Source organism: Nesterenkonia suensis (assembly GCF_054782935.1).
On sequence record NZ_BAAGRN010000011.1, the window covers coordinates 39,508 to 55,864 of the forward strand.

Here is a 16,357-nt window from a genome sequence, read left to right on the forward strand (position 1 = left end):
GACATGCGCATCCCCCTGTCATGGCTTCGTGAACACACTCAGCTCCCGGTGGACGCCACTCCCGAGGACCTCATGGCCGATCTGGTCCGTGTCGGGCTCGAGGAGGAGGACGTCCACCGTCCCGCCGACGAGATCTCCGGACCGATCGTCGTCGGCGAGGTCCTGGAGAAGTCCCCGGAGCCGCAGAGCAACGGCAAGACCATCAACTGGTGCCAGGTCCGCGTCGTCCCCGAGGGGCAGCAGCAGACCCTCACCGGCGAGGGCATCTCACCCGACGGCGTCCAGGGCGTGGTCTGCGGGGCGCACAACTTCGAGGTCGGAGACAAGGTCGTGGTGACCCTGCCCGGCGCGGTGCTGCCCGGTGACTTCCGGATCAGCGCCCGCAAGACCTACGGGCATGTCTCCGCCGGAATGATCGCCTCGGTCCGGGAGCTCGGCATCGGGGAGGACCACGACGGCATCCTCGTGCTCTCCACGCTGGGTCTGGATCCGGAGATCGGTTCGGACGCCCTGGAGCTGCTCGGCCTGCGTGATACGGCGGCGGAGATCAACGTGACCCCGGACCGCGGGTACGCGTTCTCCATCCGGGGTGTGGCCCGCGAATACGCCCACGCCACCGGGACGCCCTTCGTCGATCCTGCCGAGCAGATCAGCGCCGACGGCGCCGTCCGGCCCGGCCACGAGGTCACCCTCGCCGATCAGTCGCCGATCTACGGGGTGGCCGGCTGCAGCCGCTTCGTCACGCACACGGTCACCGGGATCAACCCGCAGGCACCCACCCCGCCATGGATGGCGGCCCGACTGCGGCTGGCCGGGATGCGCCCCCTCTCGCTTCCGGTGGACATCTCCAACTACGTGATGCTCGAGCTGGGGCAGCCCAACCACTGCTACGACGCGGCCACTCTCGACGGCGGCATCGTCGTCCGCCGTGCCGCCGCGGGGGAGCAGCTCACCACTCTGGACGAGAAGGTCCGCACCTTGGACCCCGAGGACCTGGTCATCGCCGATCAGGCCGGGCCCATCGGCATCGCCGGGGTGATGGGCGGGGCCCGCACCGAAGTGGGCAGCACCACCTCCACAGTCGTCGTGGAGGCTGCCCATTTCGATCCGATCACCGTCAGCCGCAGCAAGCGTCGGCATAAGCTTCCCTCCGAGGCGTCCAAACGTTTCGAGCGGGGGGTGGATCCGCTGCTCCCGCCGTTGGCGGCCCAGCGGGTGGTGGACCTGCTGGTGGAGCTGGCCGGCGGAACGGACACCGGGGCGGTCACCGATGCGGGCGGCCCGGTGCTGCCCCAGCCCATCACCTTCGACCCGACGCTGCCGCAGCGGCTGACCGGGGTGGCGATCCCCCGCGATCAGGTCATCGGGACCCTCGAGGAGATCGGCGCCGTGGTCGAGCCCGGCGACGACGGCTCGCGGCTGCGTGTCACCCCGCCCAGCTGGCGGCCTGACCTCACGATCGGCGAGGACCTGGTCGAGGAGATCGCCCGGCTGACCGGATATGACCAGATTCCGTCCCGCCTGCCGGTGGCTCCGGCCGGCCGCGGCCTGACCCGTGAGCAGCAGCGCCGTCGGCAGGTGCTCGGCGGGATGGCCGCCGCAGGGTTCACCGAGACGTTGAGCTACCCCTTCCACTCGGAGGAGGCCAACACGCTCTTCGGCACCCCGGGAGACGGCGACCGGACGATGCTGCGCCTGGCGAACCCGATCGCTTCCCAGCACGGCACTCTGCGCACCAGTGTGCTGCCCGGACTGTTGGACACGCTGCGCCGCAACGTCTCCCGCGGCTTCGGCGAGCCCGCCCTCTATGAGGCCGGGCTCGTCTACCTGCCGGGCGAGACCGTCGGCGCCCCGTCCCTCCCGCCGCTGGGAGCCCGCCCCGAGTCGGAGACCCTCGCCGTGCTCGACGCCGGCATCCCGCACCAGCCGTGGCATCTGGCTGTCGCGCTGGCCGGCTCTGAGCCTGCCGTCGCGCCGGGGCAGCCGGGTCGGGCGCGGGACTGGGCCGACGCCGTCGAGGCTGCGCGGACCGCGGCCGAGCTGGTCGGCGTCGACCTCACCGTCCGGCAGGGGCGCCACCAGGCGTTCCATCCGGGGCGCACTGCCGAGCTGGTGGTCGACGGAGCCGTCGTCGGCCACGCCGGGGAGCTGCATCCGAAGGTCGTCCAGGAGTGGGACCTTCCGGCGCGCACTGCAGCGATGGAGCTTGACCTCAGCGCCGTGCTGGCCTCCGCGCCGGAGAAGGTCGTCGCTGAGCCGATCTCGGCGTTCCCCGCCTCCACGCAGGACGTCTCGCTCATCGTGGACGAGTCTCTGCCGGCCGGTGAGCTGGAGTCCGCACTCACCGCAGGTGCTGGAGAGCTCCTGGAGGACATCGAACTCTTCGACGTCTACTCCGGGGAAGGCATCGGTGAGGGCAGCAAGTCGCTGGCCTTCGCTCTGCGTTTCCGGGCGGCGGATCGGACTCTCACCGCGGACGAGGCCTCCGCGGCGCGCGGTGCCGCGGTGGCCCTGGCCGCTGAACGGTACGGCGCCGTCCAGCGCTGACAGCGGCAGGTCGCCGCACAGAGCATAACGCTGTACGCCTGCCGTACGCCTCGCCGCCTGCGACGACGGCCCCTCGCCCTGGATCACCAGGGAGAGGGGCCGTCGTCGCAGGCGGGCCCATGATGCGGGCGTGCGTTCAGGGGGTCAGCAGCAGCTTGCCGGTGGTTCGGCGATTCTCCAGATCGTCGTGGGCGCGCCCCGCCTCGGCCAGCGGGTAGGTGTCGCCGATGCTCAGCCTGAGATCACCCTCGGCGAGCGACTTGAAGAGCTCGGAGAACCGCCAGGCGCGCTCCTCGGCGTTGCGCAGGTACCAGTGCAGCGCCGGCCGGGTCACGAAGAGGCCTCCGCGCCGGTTGAGCTCCTGCAGGTCGAACGGCGGGACCTGGCCGGAGGACCCCCCGAAGAGCACGAGGGTCCCGCGGACTCCCAGGCTCTCCAGCGAGCCGGTGAAGGTGTCCTTGCCGACGCCGTCGTAGACCACCGAGACGCCCTCACCCTTGGTGATCTCGCGGACCTGCTCAGCGAAGGTGTCGTAGCTCAGCACATAGTCCGCCCCGGCGGCCTGGGCGATCTCGGCCTTCTCCGGGGTGGAGGTGGTGGTGATGACCCGGGCCCCTTTGGCCTTGAGCAGCTGGGTGAGGATCTGGCCGACACCCCCGGCGCCGGCGTGGGTGAGCACCGTCTCTCCGGGGGCGACGCGGTAGGTGGAGTTGATCAGATAGTGGGCGGTGGCTCCCTGCAGGGGCAGTGCCGCCGCCTGTTCGTCGGAGACGTCGTCGGGGATGACGACGGCCTTGGCGGCGTCGACCAGGAAATGCGAGCCGTAGGTGCCGGAGGCGGCCTCGGTGGTGGTCACGCGCTGACCGATCTCCGGGCCGTCGACGCCGTCGCCGTGGGCGATGACGATGCCGGCACCCTCGGTGCCGGGGACGAAGGGATACTCCACGGGGTAGACCCCGCTGCGCTGATAGGTCTCGATGAAGTTCACGCCGGCGGCCCGCGTCTCGACCAGCACCTGGCCCGGGCCGGGCGCGGGCAGGGAGACCTCGACCGTGCTGAACACTTCAGTTCCGCCGGGCTGCTCGGCGCGCGTGACGCGTGCGACGCTGGGCAGGTCCTCGGGGAAGACGCTCTGTTCGTTCATGCGGGTCAGACTATCGAAGTCGGCTGGACATGAAGAACGCATTCCTCACCGACACCTCAATGCATAAATATTGATTCCAGTGCATACATGTGCGTAGACTGCCGGTCATGAGCTATTCGATCGCCGTCTCCGGCGCCTCCGGCTACGCCGGCGGCGAAGTTCTACGCCTGCTCCTGGGCCACCCTGAGGTCGAGATCGGTGCCGTCACGGCGCACTCCTCGGCAGGGGAGCTGCTGGGCTCGGTGCAGCCGCATCTGCGCACGCTGGCGGAGAAGACCATCGTCGAGACCACTGTGGAGAACCTCGCCGGCCATGATGTCGTGTTCCTCGCGCTGCCGCACGGTGCCAGCGCCGAGATCGCCGCCCGGCTCGACGACGACGTGCTGGTCATCGACGCCGCCGCTGACCACCGCCTGGAGTCGGCCGCAGCCTGGAAGGCCTTCTACGGATCCGAGCACCATGGCGCCTGGCCCTATGGTCTGCCGGAGCTGCCCGGCCAGCGGGAGAAGCTCGTCTCCGCGCAGCGGGTCGCCGTGCCCGGCTGCTATCCCACCACCATTCTGCTGGGCCTGGCCCCGGCCTTCGCCTCAGGTCTCGTCGAGCCGACCGACGTCGTCATCGTCGCCGCCACCGGCACCTCCGGGGCCGGGAAAGCGCTGAAACCCCACCTGTTGGGCTCCGAGACCATGGGCGGCATGAGTCCCTACGGGGTGGGCGGGGTCCACCGACACACCCCCGAGATCGAACAGGGGCTCAGCGGAGTCGCCGGCACTGAGGTGCAGGTCTCCTTCACCCCGACACTGGCCCCGATGGCCCGTGGGATCCTGGCCACCTCCACTGCGCGGCTGGCCGAGGGGGCGACCGCCGCCTCCCTGCGGGAGGCCTACGCCGCCCGCTACGACGACGAGCCCTTCGTCCATCTGCTGCCCGAGGGGCAGTGGCCGGCCACCAAGCAGGTCATCGGCTCCAACCACGTCACCGTCCAGCTGGCTGTGGACGAGCACGCCGGGCGTGTCATCGTGGTCTCCGCCAGTGACAATCTCACCAAGGGCACCGCCGGCGGTGCCGTCCAGTCCATGAACCTCGCCCTGGGTCTCGCGGAGACCACCGGGCTGAATCTGTTGGGAGTCTCCCCATGAGCGTCACCGCAGCCGCCGGCTTCACCGCCGCAGGCGTCACCTCCGGGCTGAAGTCGTCCGGACGCGATCTCGCCCTGGTGGTGAACACCGGTCCGCTGCGGCACGCATCCGCCGTGTTCACCAGCAACCGGGTCGCCGCCGCGCCGGTGCTGTGGTCCCGGCAGGCGATCAGCGACGGCCGCGCCGACGCCGTCGTGCTCAACTCCGGCGGCGCGAACGCCTGCACCGGCCCGGCGGGTTTCGCCGACACCCATCACACCGCCGAGCGTGTGGCCGAGGCGCTCGAGCTCTCCGCCCAGGACGTGCTGGTCTGCTCCACCGGGCTGATCGGTGAGCGGCTGGACATGGGCGCCCTGCTGCCCGGTGTCGATGCGGCGGTGGCCGCACTCGCGGACGACGACGCCGCCTCCGCGGCCGCCGCGGACGCCATCCGCACGACTGACAGCGTCTCCAAGACGGCTCGGGTCCAGGGGGACGGCTTCGTGGTCGGCGGTATGGCCAAGGGAGCCGGCATGCTGGCCCCGGGCATGGCGACGATGCTCTCGGTCATCACCACTGACGCCGTGCTCGCCCAGCCGGATCTGGACGCCGCCCTGCGCGAGGCGGTCCGGGTGAGCTTCAACCGGGCCGACTCGGACGGCTGCATGTCCACCAACGACACGGTCATCGCGATGGCCTCCGGGGCCCATCCGCAGGCCGACGCCTCCGGAGTCGATCTGGCCGAGTTTCAGGCCGCGCTGACCGCAGTCTGTCAGGACCTGGCGGCGCAGCTGATCGCTGACGCCGAAGGCGCCCACCACGAGATCGCCATCACCACTGTCAACGCCGCCAGTGAGGACGACGCTGAGACCGCCGGACGGGCGGTGGCGCGCTCCAACCTGTTCAAGACTGCCATCTTCGGCCAGGACCCCAACTGGGGGCGGATCCTCTCCGCAGTGGGCACCACGGAGGTCGCCTTCGACCCCGCCACGATCGACGTGGCCGTCAACGGGGTGTGGATCTGCCGGAGCGGGGGAATCGGCGAGGACCGTGCCGGGGTGGACCTCTCCGGCCGGACGGTCGAGGTCACCATCGACCTCAAGGCAGGGGTCTCCCAAGCCACCATCCTCACCAATGACCTCACGCATGACTACGTGCATGAGAACAGCGCCTACTCCACCTGAGGGGAACCCGTGATCGAGAAGACCACCAGCCTGCAGCCCCGCGAGCGGGACCCGCGGGCCGACGCCGGGGCGAAGGCCGCGACCCTCATCGAGGCGCTGCCCTGGATGCAGAAGTTCGCCGGGGAGACCATCGTCATCAAATACGGAGGCAACGCCATGGTCGACGACGACCTGCGCCGCGCCTTCGCTGAGGACGTGGTCTTCCTGCGCCATGTCGGGGTCAACCCGGTGGTGGTCCATGGTGGGGGCCCGCAGATCAACGCCATGCTGGAGACCGTCGGCGTGGAGTCGCAGTTCCGCGCCGGCTACCGGGTCACCACCCCGGAGGCGATGGACGTGGTCCGCATGGTGCTCACCGGGCAGGTGGGCCGTCAGCTCATCGGCCTGATCAACAGCCACGGCCCCTACGCGGTGGGGCTCTCGGGGGAGGACGCCGCCCTGCTGCGCGCCCGCCGCAAGACCGCGGTCATCGAGGGTCAGGAGATCGACCTCGGGCTCGTCGGCGAGGTCACCGGGGTCAACCCCGCCGCGGTGGAGGACCTGCTCGCGGCCAAGCGGATCCCTGTCATCTCCACGATCGCCCCGGAGTTCGACGAGGCGGGCCAGCCCACCGGTGAGGTGCTCAACGTCAACGCCGACCTCGCCGCCGCGGCCGTCGCCTCCGCGTTGGGGGCCGCCAAGCTGGTGATGCTCACCGATGTCGAGGGGCTCTATGCAGACTGGCCGGATCGAGACTCACTGATCTCGTCGCTGAGCGCCTCGGACCTGCGGGGCATGCTGCCCGACCTGCAGTCCGGCATGATCCCGAAGATGACCGCCGCACTGACCGCCGTGGAGGGCGGGGTGCCGCGGGCGCACATCGTCGACGGCCGTGAGCCGCATTCGATGCTGCTGGAGATCGTCACGACCGAAGGGGTGGGCACCCAGGTGGTCCCGGACGGAGAGGAGTCCTGATGGCCGAGCTGTCCTCTGACGAGCTGACCACCGCGTCGCTGGCCGCAGCCGAGGCCGGGGAGGTCCTGCTCAGCCGGTATCGGGACTCGCTGCTGGGCGTCTTCGGCACGCCGCAGCGGGTGTTGGTGCGCGGTTCCGGTGTCACCGTCTGGGACGCCGACGGGCGCGAATATCTCGATCTGCTGGCGGGAATCGCCGTCAACGCACTGGGCCACGCCCATCCGTCGGTGACCTCGGTGGTGGCCAGCCAGGCGGCGACCCTGGGCCACATCTCCAACTTCTTCACCAGCCCCACGCAGATCGCCCTGGCGGAGAAGCTGCTGCAGCTCACCCGGGCGCCGGAGGGATCCAAGGTCTTCTTCACCAACTCCGGCACGGAATCCAACGAGGCCGCCTTCAAGCTGGCCCGGCGGCACGGAGGCGGGGACCGCCCACGGATCGTCGCCCTGCAGGAGGGCTTCCACGGCCGCTCCATGGGCGCACTGGCGATGACCTGGAAGCCTGCGCACCGGCAGCCCTTCGAACCGCTGCCCGGCGGGGTCGACTGGGTTCCCGCCGGGGATGTGGAGGCGCTGCGCGCCGCCGTGGACTCCACTGTGGCCGCCGTCGTCGTCGAGCCCGTCCAGGGTGAGGCGGGGGTCCGGGGGATGCCGGAGGGGTATCTGCAGGCGGTCCGGGAGATCACCCGTGAGGCCGGGGCACTGATGATCGTCGACGAGGTGCAGACCGGAGTGGGGCGGACCGGCGAGTGGTTCGCCTCCACCGGTGTCGAGCCGGACGCGATGAGCCTGGCCAAGGGGCTCGGCGGCGGATTCCCGATCGGCGCGCTGATCACCTTCGGTGAGCAGGTCAGCGGTCTGCTCTCCGCCGGGGACCACGGCACCACCTTCGGCGGCAATCCGGTGGCCACCGCCGCCGCGCTGGCGACAATCCACGCGCTGGAGTCCGGCGAGGTGCTGGAGAACGTCCGTCGGGTGGGAGCGGCTACAGCGGCAGCCCTGGAGCAGCTGGAGATGGTCACCGAGGTGCGCGCCCATGGCCTGCTGGTCGGGTTCGACGTCGACGCTGCTGACGCTGCTGACGCTGCTGACGACGCCGGCTCCGCGGACTCCGCTCCGCTGGCGCCCGCCATGGTCGCTCAGGCGCTGGAGGCCGGATTCATCATCAACGCCACCGGCCCTCGGACTCTGCGACTGGCTCCGCCGCTGACCATCACCGAAGACCAGATGATGCGTTTCGTGGAGGCCCTCGACGGGATCCACCGCGCCGCGAAGGAGAACTCATGACCCGCCACTTCCTGTCCGACCTGGATCTCAGTCCCGAGGAGCTGGTCCGGGTGCTCACCCTGGCCGAGGCCTTGAAGGCCGACCCCTATGCGGTGGCCCCGCTGACCGGCCCGCAGACCGCGGCGGTGTTCTTCGACAAGACCTCCACCCGCACCCGGATCTCCTTCGCCGCAGGGATCTCGGCGCTGGGCGGGGCGCCGCTGATCGTGAACCCGGGGGAGTCCCAGCTGGGCCACAAGGAGTCGATCGCGGACACGGCCAAGGTTCTGGAGCGCATGGTCTCGTTGATCATCTGGCGCACCTACGCCCAGTCCGGCTTGGAGGAGATGGCGGAGAACAGCCGGGTGCCGGTGATCAACGCGCTCTCCGACGACTACCACCCCTGCCAGCTGCTGGCCGACCTGCTCACCGTCCGGGAACACCTGGGGGACCTGGGCGGGCGGTCTCTGGCCTATCTGGGAGATGCCGCCAACAACATGGCCAACTCCTACCTGCTGGCCGGGGTCAACGCCGGCATGGACGTGCGCATCGCGGGCCCCGAGGGGTACCTGCCCGAAGAGCGGGTCGTCGCCGCGGCCCGTCGGCGGGCCGAGCGCACCGGCGGCACGGTGACCATCACCACCGAGGTCGCCCGGGCGCTGGAGGGCGCCGACGTCGTCGCCACGGACACCTGGATCTCCATGGGGCAGGAAGACGAGAAGGAGCAGCGGCTGCGACTCTTCGGGGACTACCGCGTCGACTCCGCGGCGATGGCTCGCGCCGCCGAGGGGGCGATCGTGCTGCATTGCCTGCCGGCCTATCGGGAGGCGGAGATCAGCGGTGAGGTCATCGACGGTCCGCAGTCGGTGGTGTGGGATGAGGCCGAGAACAGGCTTCACGCGCAGAAGGCGCTGATGGCGTGGCTTCTGGTGGAGTCCGGCCTGACCGACGAGACCACTGCGGCACAGGTCCGAGCGGCGGAACAGGGCGGGGAGATCGGTCGCCGATGAGCAGCCACGCCGCCCCGACCACCAAGACCGCCCGGCACGCGAAGATCCGCGAGCTGATCACCCGTGGTTCCATCCGGTCGCAGGCCGAGCTGGTCGAACAGCTGGCCGAGGAGGGTGTGCGGGTCACCCAGGGCACGCTGTCCCGTGACCTGGTGGAGATCGGCGCGGCGCGGGTGCGTGCGGCCGACGGCGGGCTGATCTACGCGGTGCCCGGGGAGGGCCATGAGCGGGAGCTGCAGGCTGATCAGACCGAGGCCACCACGCTGGCGCGGCTGGTGGGACTCTGTCGCGACCTGCTGGTCTCCGCCGAGGCCAGCGCGAACCTGGTCATCCTGCGGACCCCTCCGGGTGCGGCGCAGTTCCTGGCCAGTGCAGTGGACCATGCCGGCCTGAAGGAAGTCTTGGGCACGATCGCCGGGGACGACACGATCATGGTGGTCACCACCCGGCCCGACGGCGGGGCAGAGGTCGCCGCACGGTTCCGCGGTTTCGCTGAGGGAGAGACATACGCCCCAGACTCCACATGACGAAACCGGGGTTCCAATGACTGCCTCGCTGTGTGATGCTGGTCTCATCGTGCAGGCGACACAGGGGGACGGCATGACGAAGACCTGGCAGCTCAGGGTCAACGGGCACGACGAGTCCCAAGACCAGCCTTCTCCCCGGGTCAACCTCCTCGACTGGCTGAGGGGGCGTGGACTCACCGGCGCCAAGGAGGGCTGCGCCGAGGGAGAGTGTGGAGCCTGCGCCGTGCTGGTGGTGCGGCCGGACGGAGGGCACCGGTCACGGTGGACGGCGATCAACGCCTGCCTGCCACCGGCTGCGGCCTTCGACGGCCAGGAGGTGGTCACCGCCGAGGGCCTCGCCGACGCGACATCCGCTCCGCCGGTCCCGCAGGAAGCCGCGCAGGAAGCCGCGCAGGAAGCTCCGCAGGGGACCGCCGGGAAAGTCGCCGAGGAGCTGCACCCGGTGCAGCAGGAGATGGTCCGGCGTGGTGGGTCTCAGTGCGGCTACTGCACTCCCGGTTTCGTCTGTTCGATGGCGGCGGAGTATTACCGACCCGGGCGGAGCCCCGCCAGCCGGGAGGACCGTCCGGCAGACCACGGGCCGAACGGCTTCGACCTGCACGCCCTCAGCGGCAACCTCTGCCGCTGTACGGGGTATCGCCCGATCCGCGACGCCGCCTATGCGTTGGGCGCGGCCCAGGAGCAGGATCCGCTGCGGCAGCGGCAGGGCAGTCCGGCGCCGGCTCCGCAGCCCACCCTGCTCACCGGTGACGGTGCGGAGTTCCGCAGGCCCGCGAGCTTCGCCGAGGCGCTGCAGCGGCTGGCCGAGGATCCCGGCACAGTGCTGGTGGCCGGGGCGACCGATCTGGGCGTTGAGCGCAACATCCGGCATTCCCGGCCGCAGAAGATCCTGGCGATCGATCATCTCGAGCAGCTGCGCCGGATCAGCTGGGAGGAGGACCTCGTCGAGATCGGGGCGGGCGCGACACTCTCCGAGGTGGAACGGGCCTTGGAGGGCCGTGTGCCCCTGCTGGCCGAGCTCTTCCCGCAGTTCGCCTCACGGCTGATCAGGAACACGGCGACTCTGGGCGGCAACCTGGCCACGGCCTCGCCGATCGGGGATGCCGCCCCGGCGCTGCTGGCCCTTGACGCGGAGCTGGTGCTCTCCTCGGCCGAAGGAGAGCGCACGGTGGCCCTGGCGGACTTCTTCACCGGATATCGGCAGACCGTCCTGGGGCCCGGTGAGCTGATCCGCAGTGTGAGGATCCGGCGTCCCCTGCTGGAGCACGTCGCGTTCTACAAGGTCGCCAAGCGCCGCTTCGACGACATCTCCTCGGTGGCGGTCGGCATCGCCGTGGAGATCACCGACGGCACCATCACCCAGGCCCGCATCGGGCTCGGCGGGATCGCGGCCATCCCGCTGCGCGCCCGTTCCACGGAACAGGCGCTGATCGGCAGGCCGTGGGCAGCGGAGACGATCCAGGAAGCAGCCCGGATCATGGGGGAGGAGGGTACTCCGATGGATGATCTGCGGGCCAGCGCCCGGTATCGGGCAGCGATGCTCGAACAGACCCTGCACAGATTCCATGCCGCACATCAGACGGGGGATCACCAGGAGGTGCGGTCATGAGCAGCGTCGGTTCCCCGGAACCCCATGAGAGTGCTGCACTCCATGTCACCGGACGGGCCCTGTACACCGACGATCTCGCAGTCCGTGACTCCCGGGCGCTGCACGCCTGGCCGGTGCAGGCGCCGTATGCCCATGCGCGGGTGGTGTCAGTGGACACCGACGACGCGCGCCGGATCTCCGGGGTGGTGGAGGTGCTCACCGCTGCTGAGGTTCCCGGCACCAACGACGCCGGGGTGAAGGGGGACGAACCCCTCTTCCCCGCCGAGGTCATGTATCACGGCCATGCGGTGTGCTGGGTGCTCGGCGAGACGGAGGAGGCGGCCCGGCTGGGTGCCGAGGCCGTGCAGATCGACTACGAGCCCCTGCCCGCCCTGGTGACCATCGATGAGGCGATCGCCGCAGAGAGTTTCCAGGGCCGGCAGCTGGTGCTCAGCCGAGGCGACGCCTCAGCGGCCCTGCAGGCCGCGCCGCACCGCTTCACCGGACACGCCGAGTGCGGTGGGCAGGACCACTTCTACCTGGAGACGCATGCGTCCTTCGCTGCGGTGGACGAGGCGGGACAGGTCATGGTGCATTCCTCCACCCAGCACCCCACTGAGACTCAGGAGATCGTCGCCCATGTGCTGGGCCTGGCCTCCCACGAGGTCACCGTCCAGTCGCTGCGCATGGGCGGGGGCTTCGGCGGCAAGGAGATGCAGCCGCACGGATTGGCCGCCGTGGCCGCGCTCGGCGCGGTCCGGACCGGCCGCCCGGTGCGCCTGCGGCTCACCCGCACCCAGGACATGACCATGACAGGCAAACGCCATCCGTTCGCAGCCGAATGGGAGGTCGGCTTCGACGAGGAGGGGCACCTGCTCGGACTCAGCGCGGTGATCACCTCCGACGGCGGGTGGGCGCTGGATCTGTCGGAGCCGGTGCTCTCCCGTGCCCTGTGTCATCTCGACAACGCCTATCTCATCCGCGATGTGGAGGTCCTGGGCCGGATCGCGAAGACGCACAAGACCTCTCAGACGGCCTTCCGAGGCTTCGGCGGACCGCAGGGCATGCTGATCATCGAGGACATCCTGGGACGGTGCGCGCCGCGACTGGGTCTGGAACCTGATGAGCTGCGCCGGCGCAACCTCTACCGCTCCGGTGACATGACCCCCTATGGTCAGCCGGTGCGCCACGCCGAGCGGATCGGCGACATCTGGCAGCAGCTGGATCAGCGGGCGGAGGTCCCGCGTCGGCGCGCAGAGATCGCGGAGTTCAACGCCACGCATCAGCACCTGAAGCGAGGGCTGGCGGCGACGCCGGTGAAGTTCGGGATCTCCTTCAACTTCACCGCATTCAACCAGGCCGGGGCTCTGGTCCACGTCTACAAGGACGGCTCGGTGCTGATCAACCACGGTGGCACCGAGATGGGCCAGGGGCTCCACACGAAGATGCGTCAGGTCGCCGCCACCGCTCTGGGCGTCCCGCTGCATCAGGTGCGCCTGGCGCCGACCCGGACGGACAAGGTGCCCAACACGTCGGCGACCGCGGCCAGTTCCGGGGCGGACCTCAACGGTGGAGCAGTCAAGAATGCCTGTGAGCAGGTCCGTGGCCGTCTGGCCGAGGTGGCCTCACAGCGTCTGGGGGTGAACGCCCGGGACGTCCGCTTCGAGTCCGGTCAGGTGCGGGCTGTGGGGCAGAGGGAGGCACTGAGGTTCGTCGAAGTGGTCAAGGAGGCTTATCTGCAGCGTGTCCAGCTCTTCGCCGCCGGCTACTACCGCACTGAGGGCATCCACTGGGATGCGGCGCGGATGCAGGGGGAGCCGTTCAAGTACTTCGCCTACGGGGCAGCTGTCAGCGAGGTCGAGGTCGACGGCTTCACCGGAGCCTACCGGCTGCTGCGGACTGACATCGTCCACGACGTCGGAGATTCGCTGTCGCCGATGATCGACGTGGGGCAGATCGAGGGAGGCTTCGTGCAGGGTGCCGGGTGGCTGACCCTGGAGGACTTCCGGTGGGACACCTCTGAGACCGAGCGGCGGGGGCGGGTGCTGTCTCAGGCGGCGAGCACCTATAAGCTGCCCAGCTTCTCCGAGATGCCCGAGGAGTTCCGCGTGCATCTCTACGAACGAGCGACCGAACCTGGGGCGGTCTACGGCTCGAAGGCCGTGGGCGAGCCGCCCTTCATGCTGGCCTTCAGCGTCCGCGAAGCCCTGCGCGCCGCGGCCGGGGCCTTCGGCCCCGGAGGGACCGAGGTGCAGCTGCCCAGCCCGGCCACACCCGAGGCGGTCTATTGGGCGGTGCAGTCGGTCAGGGCAGCCTCTGCGGGATCGTCTGAGAGATCCTCGGCGGGATCGTCTGGTGCCTCGGCGACCATGCCGACGGGCGGCTGATCGATGGACTGGCATGCGGCCGTCGGAGAGCTCACGGAGCGAGGCGAACCGGGCGTGCTCATCACCGTACTGCGGACACGAGGCCATGCCCCGCGTGAGGCCGGGGCCAAGATGGTGGTCTCCCGCGACGGCGCCTGGGACAGCATCGGTGGGGGAAACCTGGAGAAGACCGCCGTCGACCATGCCCGAGACATGCTCGGCTCTGCTGCCGAGGCACCGCAGGTCATCGACCTCTCGCTGACCGAGCACGCTCCGGCCGTCCATGGTCGGCAGTGCTGCGGAGGGCAGGTGTCCGTGCTGTTCGAACGGCTCGCCGCCACACCGGCGGTCGCGATCTTCGGCCTCGGCCATGTCGGCTACGAGGTCGCACGGATCTTCTCTCGGATGCCGATCTCCCTGCACCTGATCGACAGCCGCGAAGACCGGGCCCGTCTGGCGGAGGCGGAGGATCTCCGGGGCGGGAAGGCACGTCTTTCGGGCCACCACGTGCCCGCGCCGGAGACCGTGCTCCACAGCCTGCCGGCCGGAGCCCATGTGCTGATCATGACGCACGACCACGCGGAGGACCTGTTCCTCTGCGAAGCCGCCCTGGACCGGGAGGACCTCGACTACGTCGGACTGATCGGCTCAGCGGCCAAATGGGCGAGATTCAGGAAGCGGCTGAGCGAGAACGGGCACTCGGCCGAGCAGATCGCCCGCATCGAGTGTCCCCTCGGGACCCCGGAGATCCCCGGGAAGGACCCTGCGAGCATCGCTGTGGGCGTGGCGGCGAAGTACCTCCGTCGGCGGGGCCCGACCGTGGAGTCGACAGACGGGGGACGATGGTGACGATCTATCGCAGCAGGGTCATCGACACCCCCGGGGCGCTGGGGGACCCGGAGGGACTGCGCAGCGATGAGGACTGTGCGCTCGTCGTCGGCGCCGGAGAGATCCTGGCACGGAGCGGGTTCGCCGCGGCGCGGCGGGACTTCCCGGACCACCAGGTGATGGATCTGCGGGACGGGGTCCTGCTGCCGGGCCTGATCGACACGCATGTGCATTGTCCCCAGGTGCGCATCATCGGGGGGCTGGGGATGGCTTTGCTGGACTGGCTGGACCGCTGTGCCCTGCCTGAGGAGCAGCGGATGGCCGACGCCGCCTTCGCCGCCGGAGTCGCCGAGGAGTTCCTCACCGGTCTGGTGCGGGCCGGGACGACCACGGCGCTGGTGTTCGGTTCGCATTTCCCCCAGGCGATGGAGGTGCTCTTCGCTCAGGCGCAGCAGATCGGCCTGCGGATGACCTCCGGACTGGTGGTCAGCGATCGGGTCCTTCCCGAGAGCCTGCTGACCAGCCCGGCGCAGGCGTTCGAGGCAGGGCGTGCGCTCGCGGAACGGTGGCATGGTCGCGGACGGCTGCGCTATGCGGTGACGCCCCGGTTCTCCCTCTCGGCGGGGGAGGAGATGCTGGCCTCCTGCGCCGCGCTCCTCCAGTGTGAGGTGGCCGTCGACGGCGACGGACGGCCCGAGGGCCAGGGCCTCTGGTTCACCTCCCATGTCAATGAGAACCTGGAGGAAGTCCGGGAGGTCCGGCGCTTGTTCCCCGAGGCTCGTGACTATGTGGACACCTATGACCGCCACGGACTGTTAGGACCGCGCTCGGTGCTCGCTCACAACATCCATCCCACGGCTGCCGAGCTGTTGCGCATGGGCCAGACCGGCACGTCTGCGGCTCATTGCCCGACCTCGAACTTCTCCCTGGGCAGCGGCCTGTTCCCGCTGAAGCAGCACCTCGCCGCCGGGGTGCCGGTGGCATTGGGGTCGGACGTCGGTGCGGGCTCCGGGTTCTCGCTGTTTCAGGAAGGGCTCCAGGCCTACTTCGGCCAGCGGCTGCTCGGCGCCGACGGGGTGCAGCTGGCGCCCTCTGACCTGCTGCACCTGGCCACGCGTTCTGGAGCCCAGGCGATGGGGCTGGCTGAGACGGTGGGGGACCTGTCGGCGGGCCGGCAGTTCGACGCGGTGCTGCTGCGACCCCGTGCCGGCACGACCATGGAGACCGTGCTCAGACATGCGCGGGATGCGCAGGATGTCGTGGCCAAGATCTTCAGCCTGGGGTCACCGGCTGACATCGATGCCGTGTGGATCGGTGGCGAGCTCGTCGTCTCAGGGTCTTCGGACAGTCAGGAGCCAGGCTGATCCTTCGGAAGGGGGCCTGGAAGGTCTGTTCAGTCCCGCACGGCGCCGTCGAGGACTTCGCGCATCCGGTCCAGACCGAACATCTCGATGGCGGCGTAGGGATTCTGCCCCTCATGGCGCGGGTCGGCCCCGGCCGCCAGCAGCATCCGCACAGTCTCCTCGTTCTGCAGGAACACGGCGCAGGTGAGCGCGGACTGGCCGCGGTCGTTGAGCCGATCGACATCTGCGCCCCGGTCGAGGAGTCCCTTCACCAGTGAGGCGTGGTTGTTGTAGGTGGCCAGGATCAGCAGGGTGTCGCCCTTGGAGTTGGCCAGGTTGACCGGGATGCCTTGGTCGACCAGGTTCAGCAGCTCCTCCTCGCGGCCCTGGCGCGCGAGATCGAACATGGAGTTCAGGAACTCCACCTGCTCGTCGGTCAGCTCGGGCACCCCGGCGGCGTCGGGGGAGGGGTCATGTGACATG

General features: G+C 69.9%; 13 protein-coding genes. 11 read left to right on the plus strand and 2 right to left on the minus strand.

The window, feature by feature from the left end; all coding sequences use genetic code 11:
• Positions 1–3 precede the first annotated feature (3 nt).
• Complete coding sequence (gene pheT, locus ACYVKI_RS12735) at positions 4–2,547, plus strand: phenylalanine--tRNA ligase subunit beta (protein WP_460690741.1); 2,544 nt, start codon at positions 4–6, stop codon at positions 2,545–2,547.
• A gap of 136 nt (positions 2,548–2,683) precedes the next feature.
• On the opposite strand, the gene ACYVKI_RS12740 is transcribed toward pheT, so the two are convergent.
• On the minus strand, positions 2,684–3,691 hold the full coding sequence (locus tag ACYVKI_RS12740; RefSeq protein ID WP_460690742.1) for a quinone oxidoreductase family protein: 1,008 nt from the start codon (positions 3,689–3,691) through the stop codon (positions 2,684–2,686).
• A 107-nt stretch (positions 3,692–3,798) separates the two neighbouring features.
• Between ACYVKI_RS12740 and argC the strand changes: the two genes are divergently transcribed.
• The 10 genes from argC (at position 3,799) to ACYVKI_RS12790 (ending at position 15,895) form a co-directional block, all read left to right on the plus strand.
• Positions 3,799–4,830, plus strand: coding sequence for an N-acetyl-gamma-glutamyl-phosphate reductase (argC, locus tag ACYVKI_RS12745; protein WP_460690743.1), 1,032 nt, complete (start codon positions 3,799–3,801; stop codon positions 4,828–4,830).
• Positions 4,827–5,993 carry a bifunctional glutamate N-acetyltransferase/amino-acid acetyltransferase ArgJ gene (argJ, locus tag ACYVKI_RS12750; RefSeq protein ID WP_460690744.1) on the plus strand — a complete coding sequence of 389 codons (1,167 nt, stop codon included), beginning with the start codon at positions 4,827–4,829 and terminating at the stop codon, positions 5,991–5,993. The genes argC and argJ overlap by 4 nt, the downstream gene beginning before the upstream one ends.
• A gap of 12 nt (positions 5,994–6,005) precedes the next feature.
• Positions 6,006–6,947: an acetylglutamate kinase gene (gene argB / locus ACYVKI_RS12755; protein WP_460690762.1), complete on the plus strand. Its 942-nt coding sequence runs from the start codon at positions 6,006–6,008 to the stop codon at positions 6,945–6,947.
• Complete coding sequence (locus ACYVKI_RS12760) at positions 6,947–8,233, plus strand: acetylornithine transaminase (protein ID WP_460690745.1); 1,287 nt, start codon at positions 6,947–6,949, stop codon at positions 8,231–8,233. Before argB ends, ACYVKI_RS12760 begins: the two co-directional genes overlap by 1 nt.
• On the plus strand, positions 8,230–9,222 hold the full coding sequence (gene argF, locus ACYVKI_RS12765; RefSeq protein WP_460690746.1) for an ornithine carbamoyltransferase: 993 nt from the start codon (positions 8,230–8,232) through the stop codon (positions 9,220–9,222). Before ACYVKI_RS12760 ends, argF begins: the two co-directional genes overlap by 4 nt.
• Positions 9,219–9,749, plus strand: coding sequence for an arginine repressor (locus ACYVKI_RS12770; RefSeq protein WP_460690747.1), 531 nt, complete (start codon positions 9,219–9,221; stop codon positions 9,747–9,749). The genes argF and ACYVKI_RS12770 overlap by 4 nt, the downstream gene beginning before the upstream one ends.
• Before the next feature lie 73 nt (positions 9,750–9,822).
• A complete protein-coding gene (locus ACYVKI_RS12775; protein WP_460690748.1) occupies positions 9,823–11,358 on the plus strand; it encodes a xanthine dehydrogenase small subunit in 1,536 nt (511 codons plus the stop codon).
• Positions 11,355–13,724 (plus strand): xanthine dehydrogenase molybdopterin binding subunit, encoded by a 2,370-nt coding sequence (gene xdhB / locus ACYVKI_RS12780; RefSeq protein ID WP_460690749.1) that lies wholly within the window; start codon positions 11,355–11,357, stop codon positions 13,722–13,724. Before ACYVKI_RS12775 ends, xdhB begins: the two co-directional genes overlap by 4 nt.
• A 3-nt stretch (positions 13,725–13,727) precedes the next feature.
• The gene (gene xdhC / locus ACYVKI_RS12785; protein WP_460690750.1) at positions 13,728–14,552 is read left to right on the plus strand and encodes a xanthine dehydrogenase accessory protein XdhC; all 825 of its coding nucleotides are present in this window, start codon (positions 13,728–13,730) and stop codon (positions 14,550–14,552) included.
• A complete protein-coding gene (locus ACYVKI_RS12790; RefSeq protein WP_460690751.1) occupies positions 14,546–15,895 on the plus strand; it encodes a guanine deaminase in 1,350 nt (449 codons plus the stop codon). The genes xdhC and ACYVKI_RS12790 overlap by 7 nt, the downstream gene beginning before the upstream one ends.
• 29 nt (positions 15,896–15,924) lie before the next feature.
• Here the strand turns inward: ACYVKI_RS12790 and ACYVKI_RS12795 are convergent, their stop codons facing one another.
• Positions 15,925–16,356: an ankyrin repeat domain-containing protein gene (locus ACYVKI_RS12795; RefSeq protein ID WP_460690752.1), complete on the minus strand. Its 432-nt coding sequence runs from the start codon at positions 16,354–16,356 to the stop codon at positions 15,925–15,927.
• Between the last annotated feature and the right edge of the window lies 1 nt (position 16,357).

Excerpts from the sequence above, each read along its gene's own strand:
- ACYVKI_RS12775 (WP_460690748.1), top strand. The coding sequence starts at position 9,823 with ATGACGAAGACCTGGCAGCTCAGGGTCAACGGGCACGACGAGTCCCAA.
- ACYVKI_RS12760 (WP_460690745.1), top strand. The coding sequence starts at position 6,947 with ATGGCCGAGCTGTCCTCTGACGAGCTGACCACCGCGTCGCTGGCCGCA.
- xdhC (WP_460690750.1), top strand. The coding sequence starts at position 13,728 with ATGGACTGGCATGCGGCCGTCGGAGAGCTCACGGAGCGAGGCGAACCG.
- pheT (WP_460690741.1), top strand. The coding sequence starts at position 4 with ATGCGCATCCCCCTGTCATGGCTTCGTGAACACACTCAGCTCCCGGTG.
- ACYVKI_RS12790 (WP_460690751.1), top strand. The coding sequence starts at position 14,546 with ATGGTGACGATCTATCGCAGCAGGGTCATCGACACCCCCGGGGCGCTG.
- argF (WP_460690746.1), top strand. The coding sequence starts at position 8,230 with ATGACCCGCCACTTCCTGTCCGACCTGGATCTCAGTCCCGAGGAGCTG.
- ACYVKI_RS12795 (WP_460690752.1), bottom strand. The coding sequence starts at position 16,356 with ATGTCACATGACCCCTCCCCCGACGCCGCCGGGGTGCCCGAGCTGACC.
- ACYVKI_RS12740 (WP_460690742.1), bottom strand. The coding sequence starts at position 3,691 with ATGAACGAACAGAGCGTCTTCCCCGAGGACCTGCCCAGCGTCGCACGC.
- xdhB (WP_460690749.1), top strand. The coding sequence starts at position 11,355 with ATGAGCAGCGTCGGTTCCCCGGAACCCCATGAGAGTGCTGCACTCCAT.
- ACYVKI_RS12770 (WP_460690747.1), top strand. The coding sequence starts at position 9,219 with ATGAGCAGCCACGCCGCCCCGACCACCAAGACCGCCCGGCACGCGAAG.
- argC (WP_460690743.1), top strand. The coding sequence starts at position 3,799 with ATGAGCTATTCGATCGCCGTCTCCGGCGCCTCCGGCTACGCCGGCGGC.
- argJ (WP_460690744.1), top strand. The coding sequence starts at position 4,827 with ATGAGCGTCACCGCAGCCGCCGGCTTCACCGCCGCAGGCGTCACCTCC.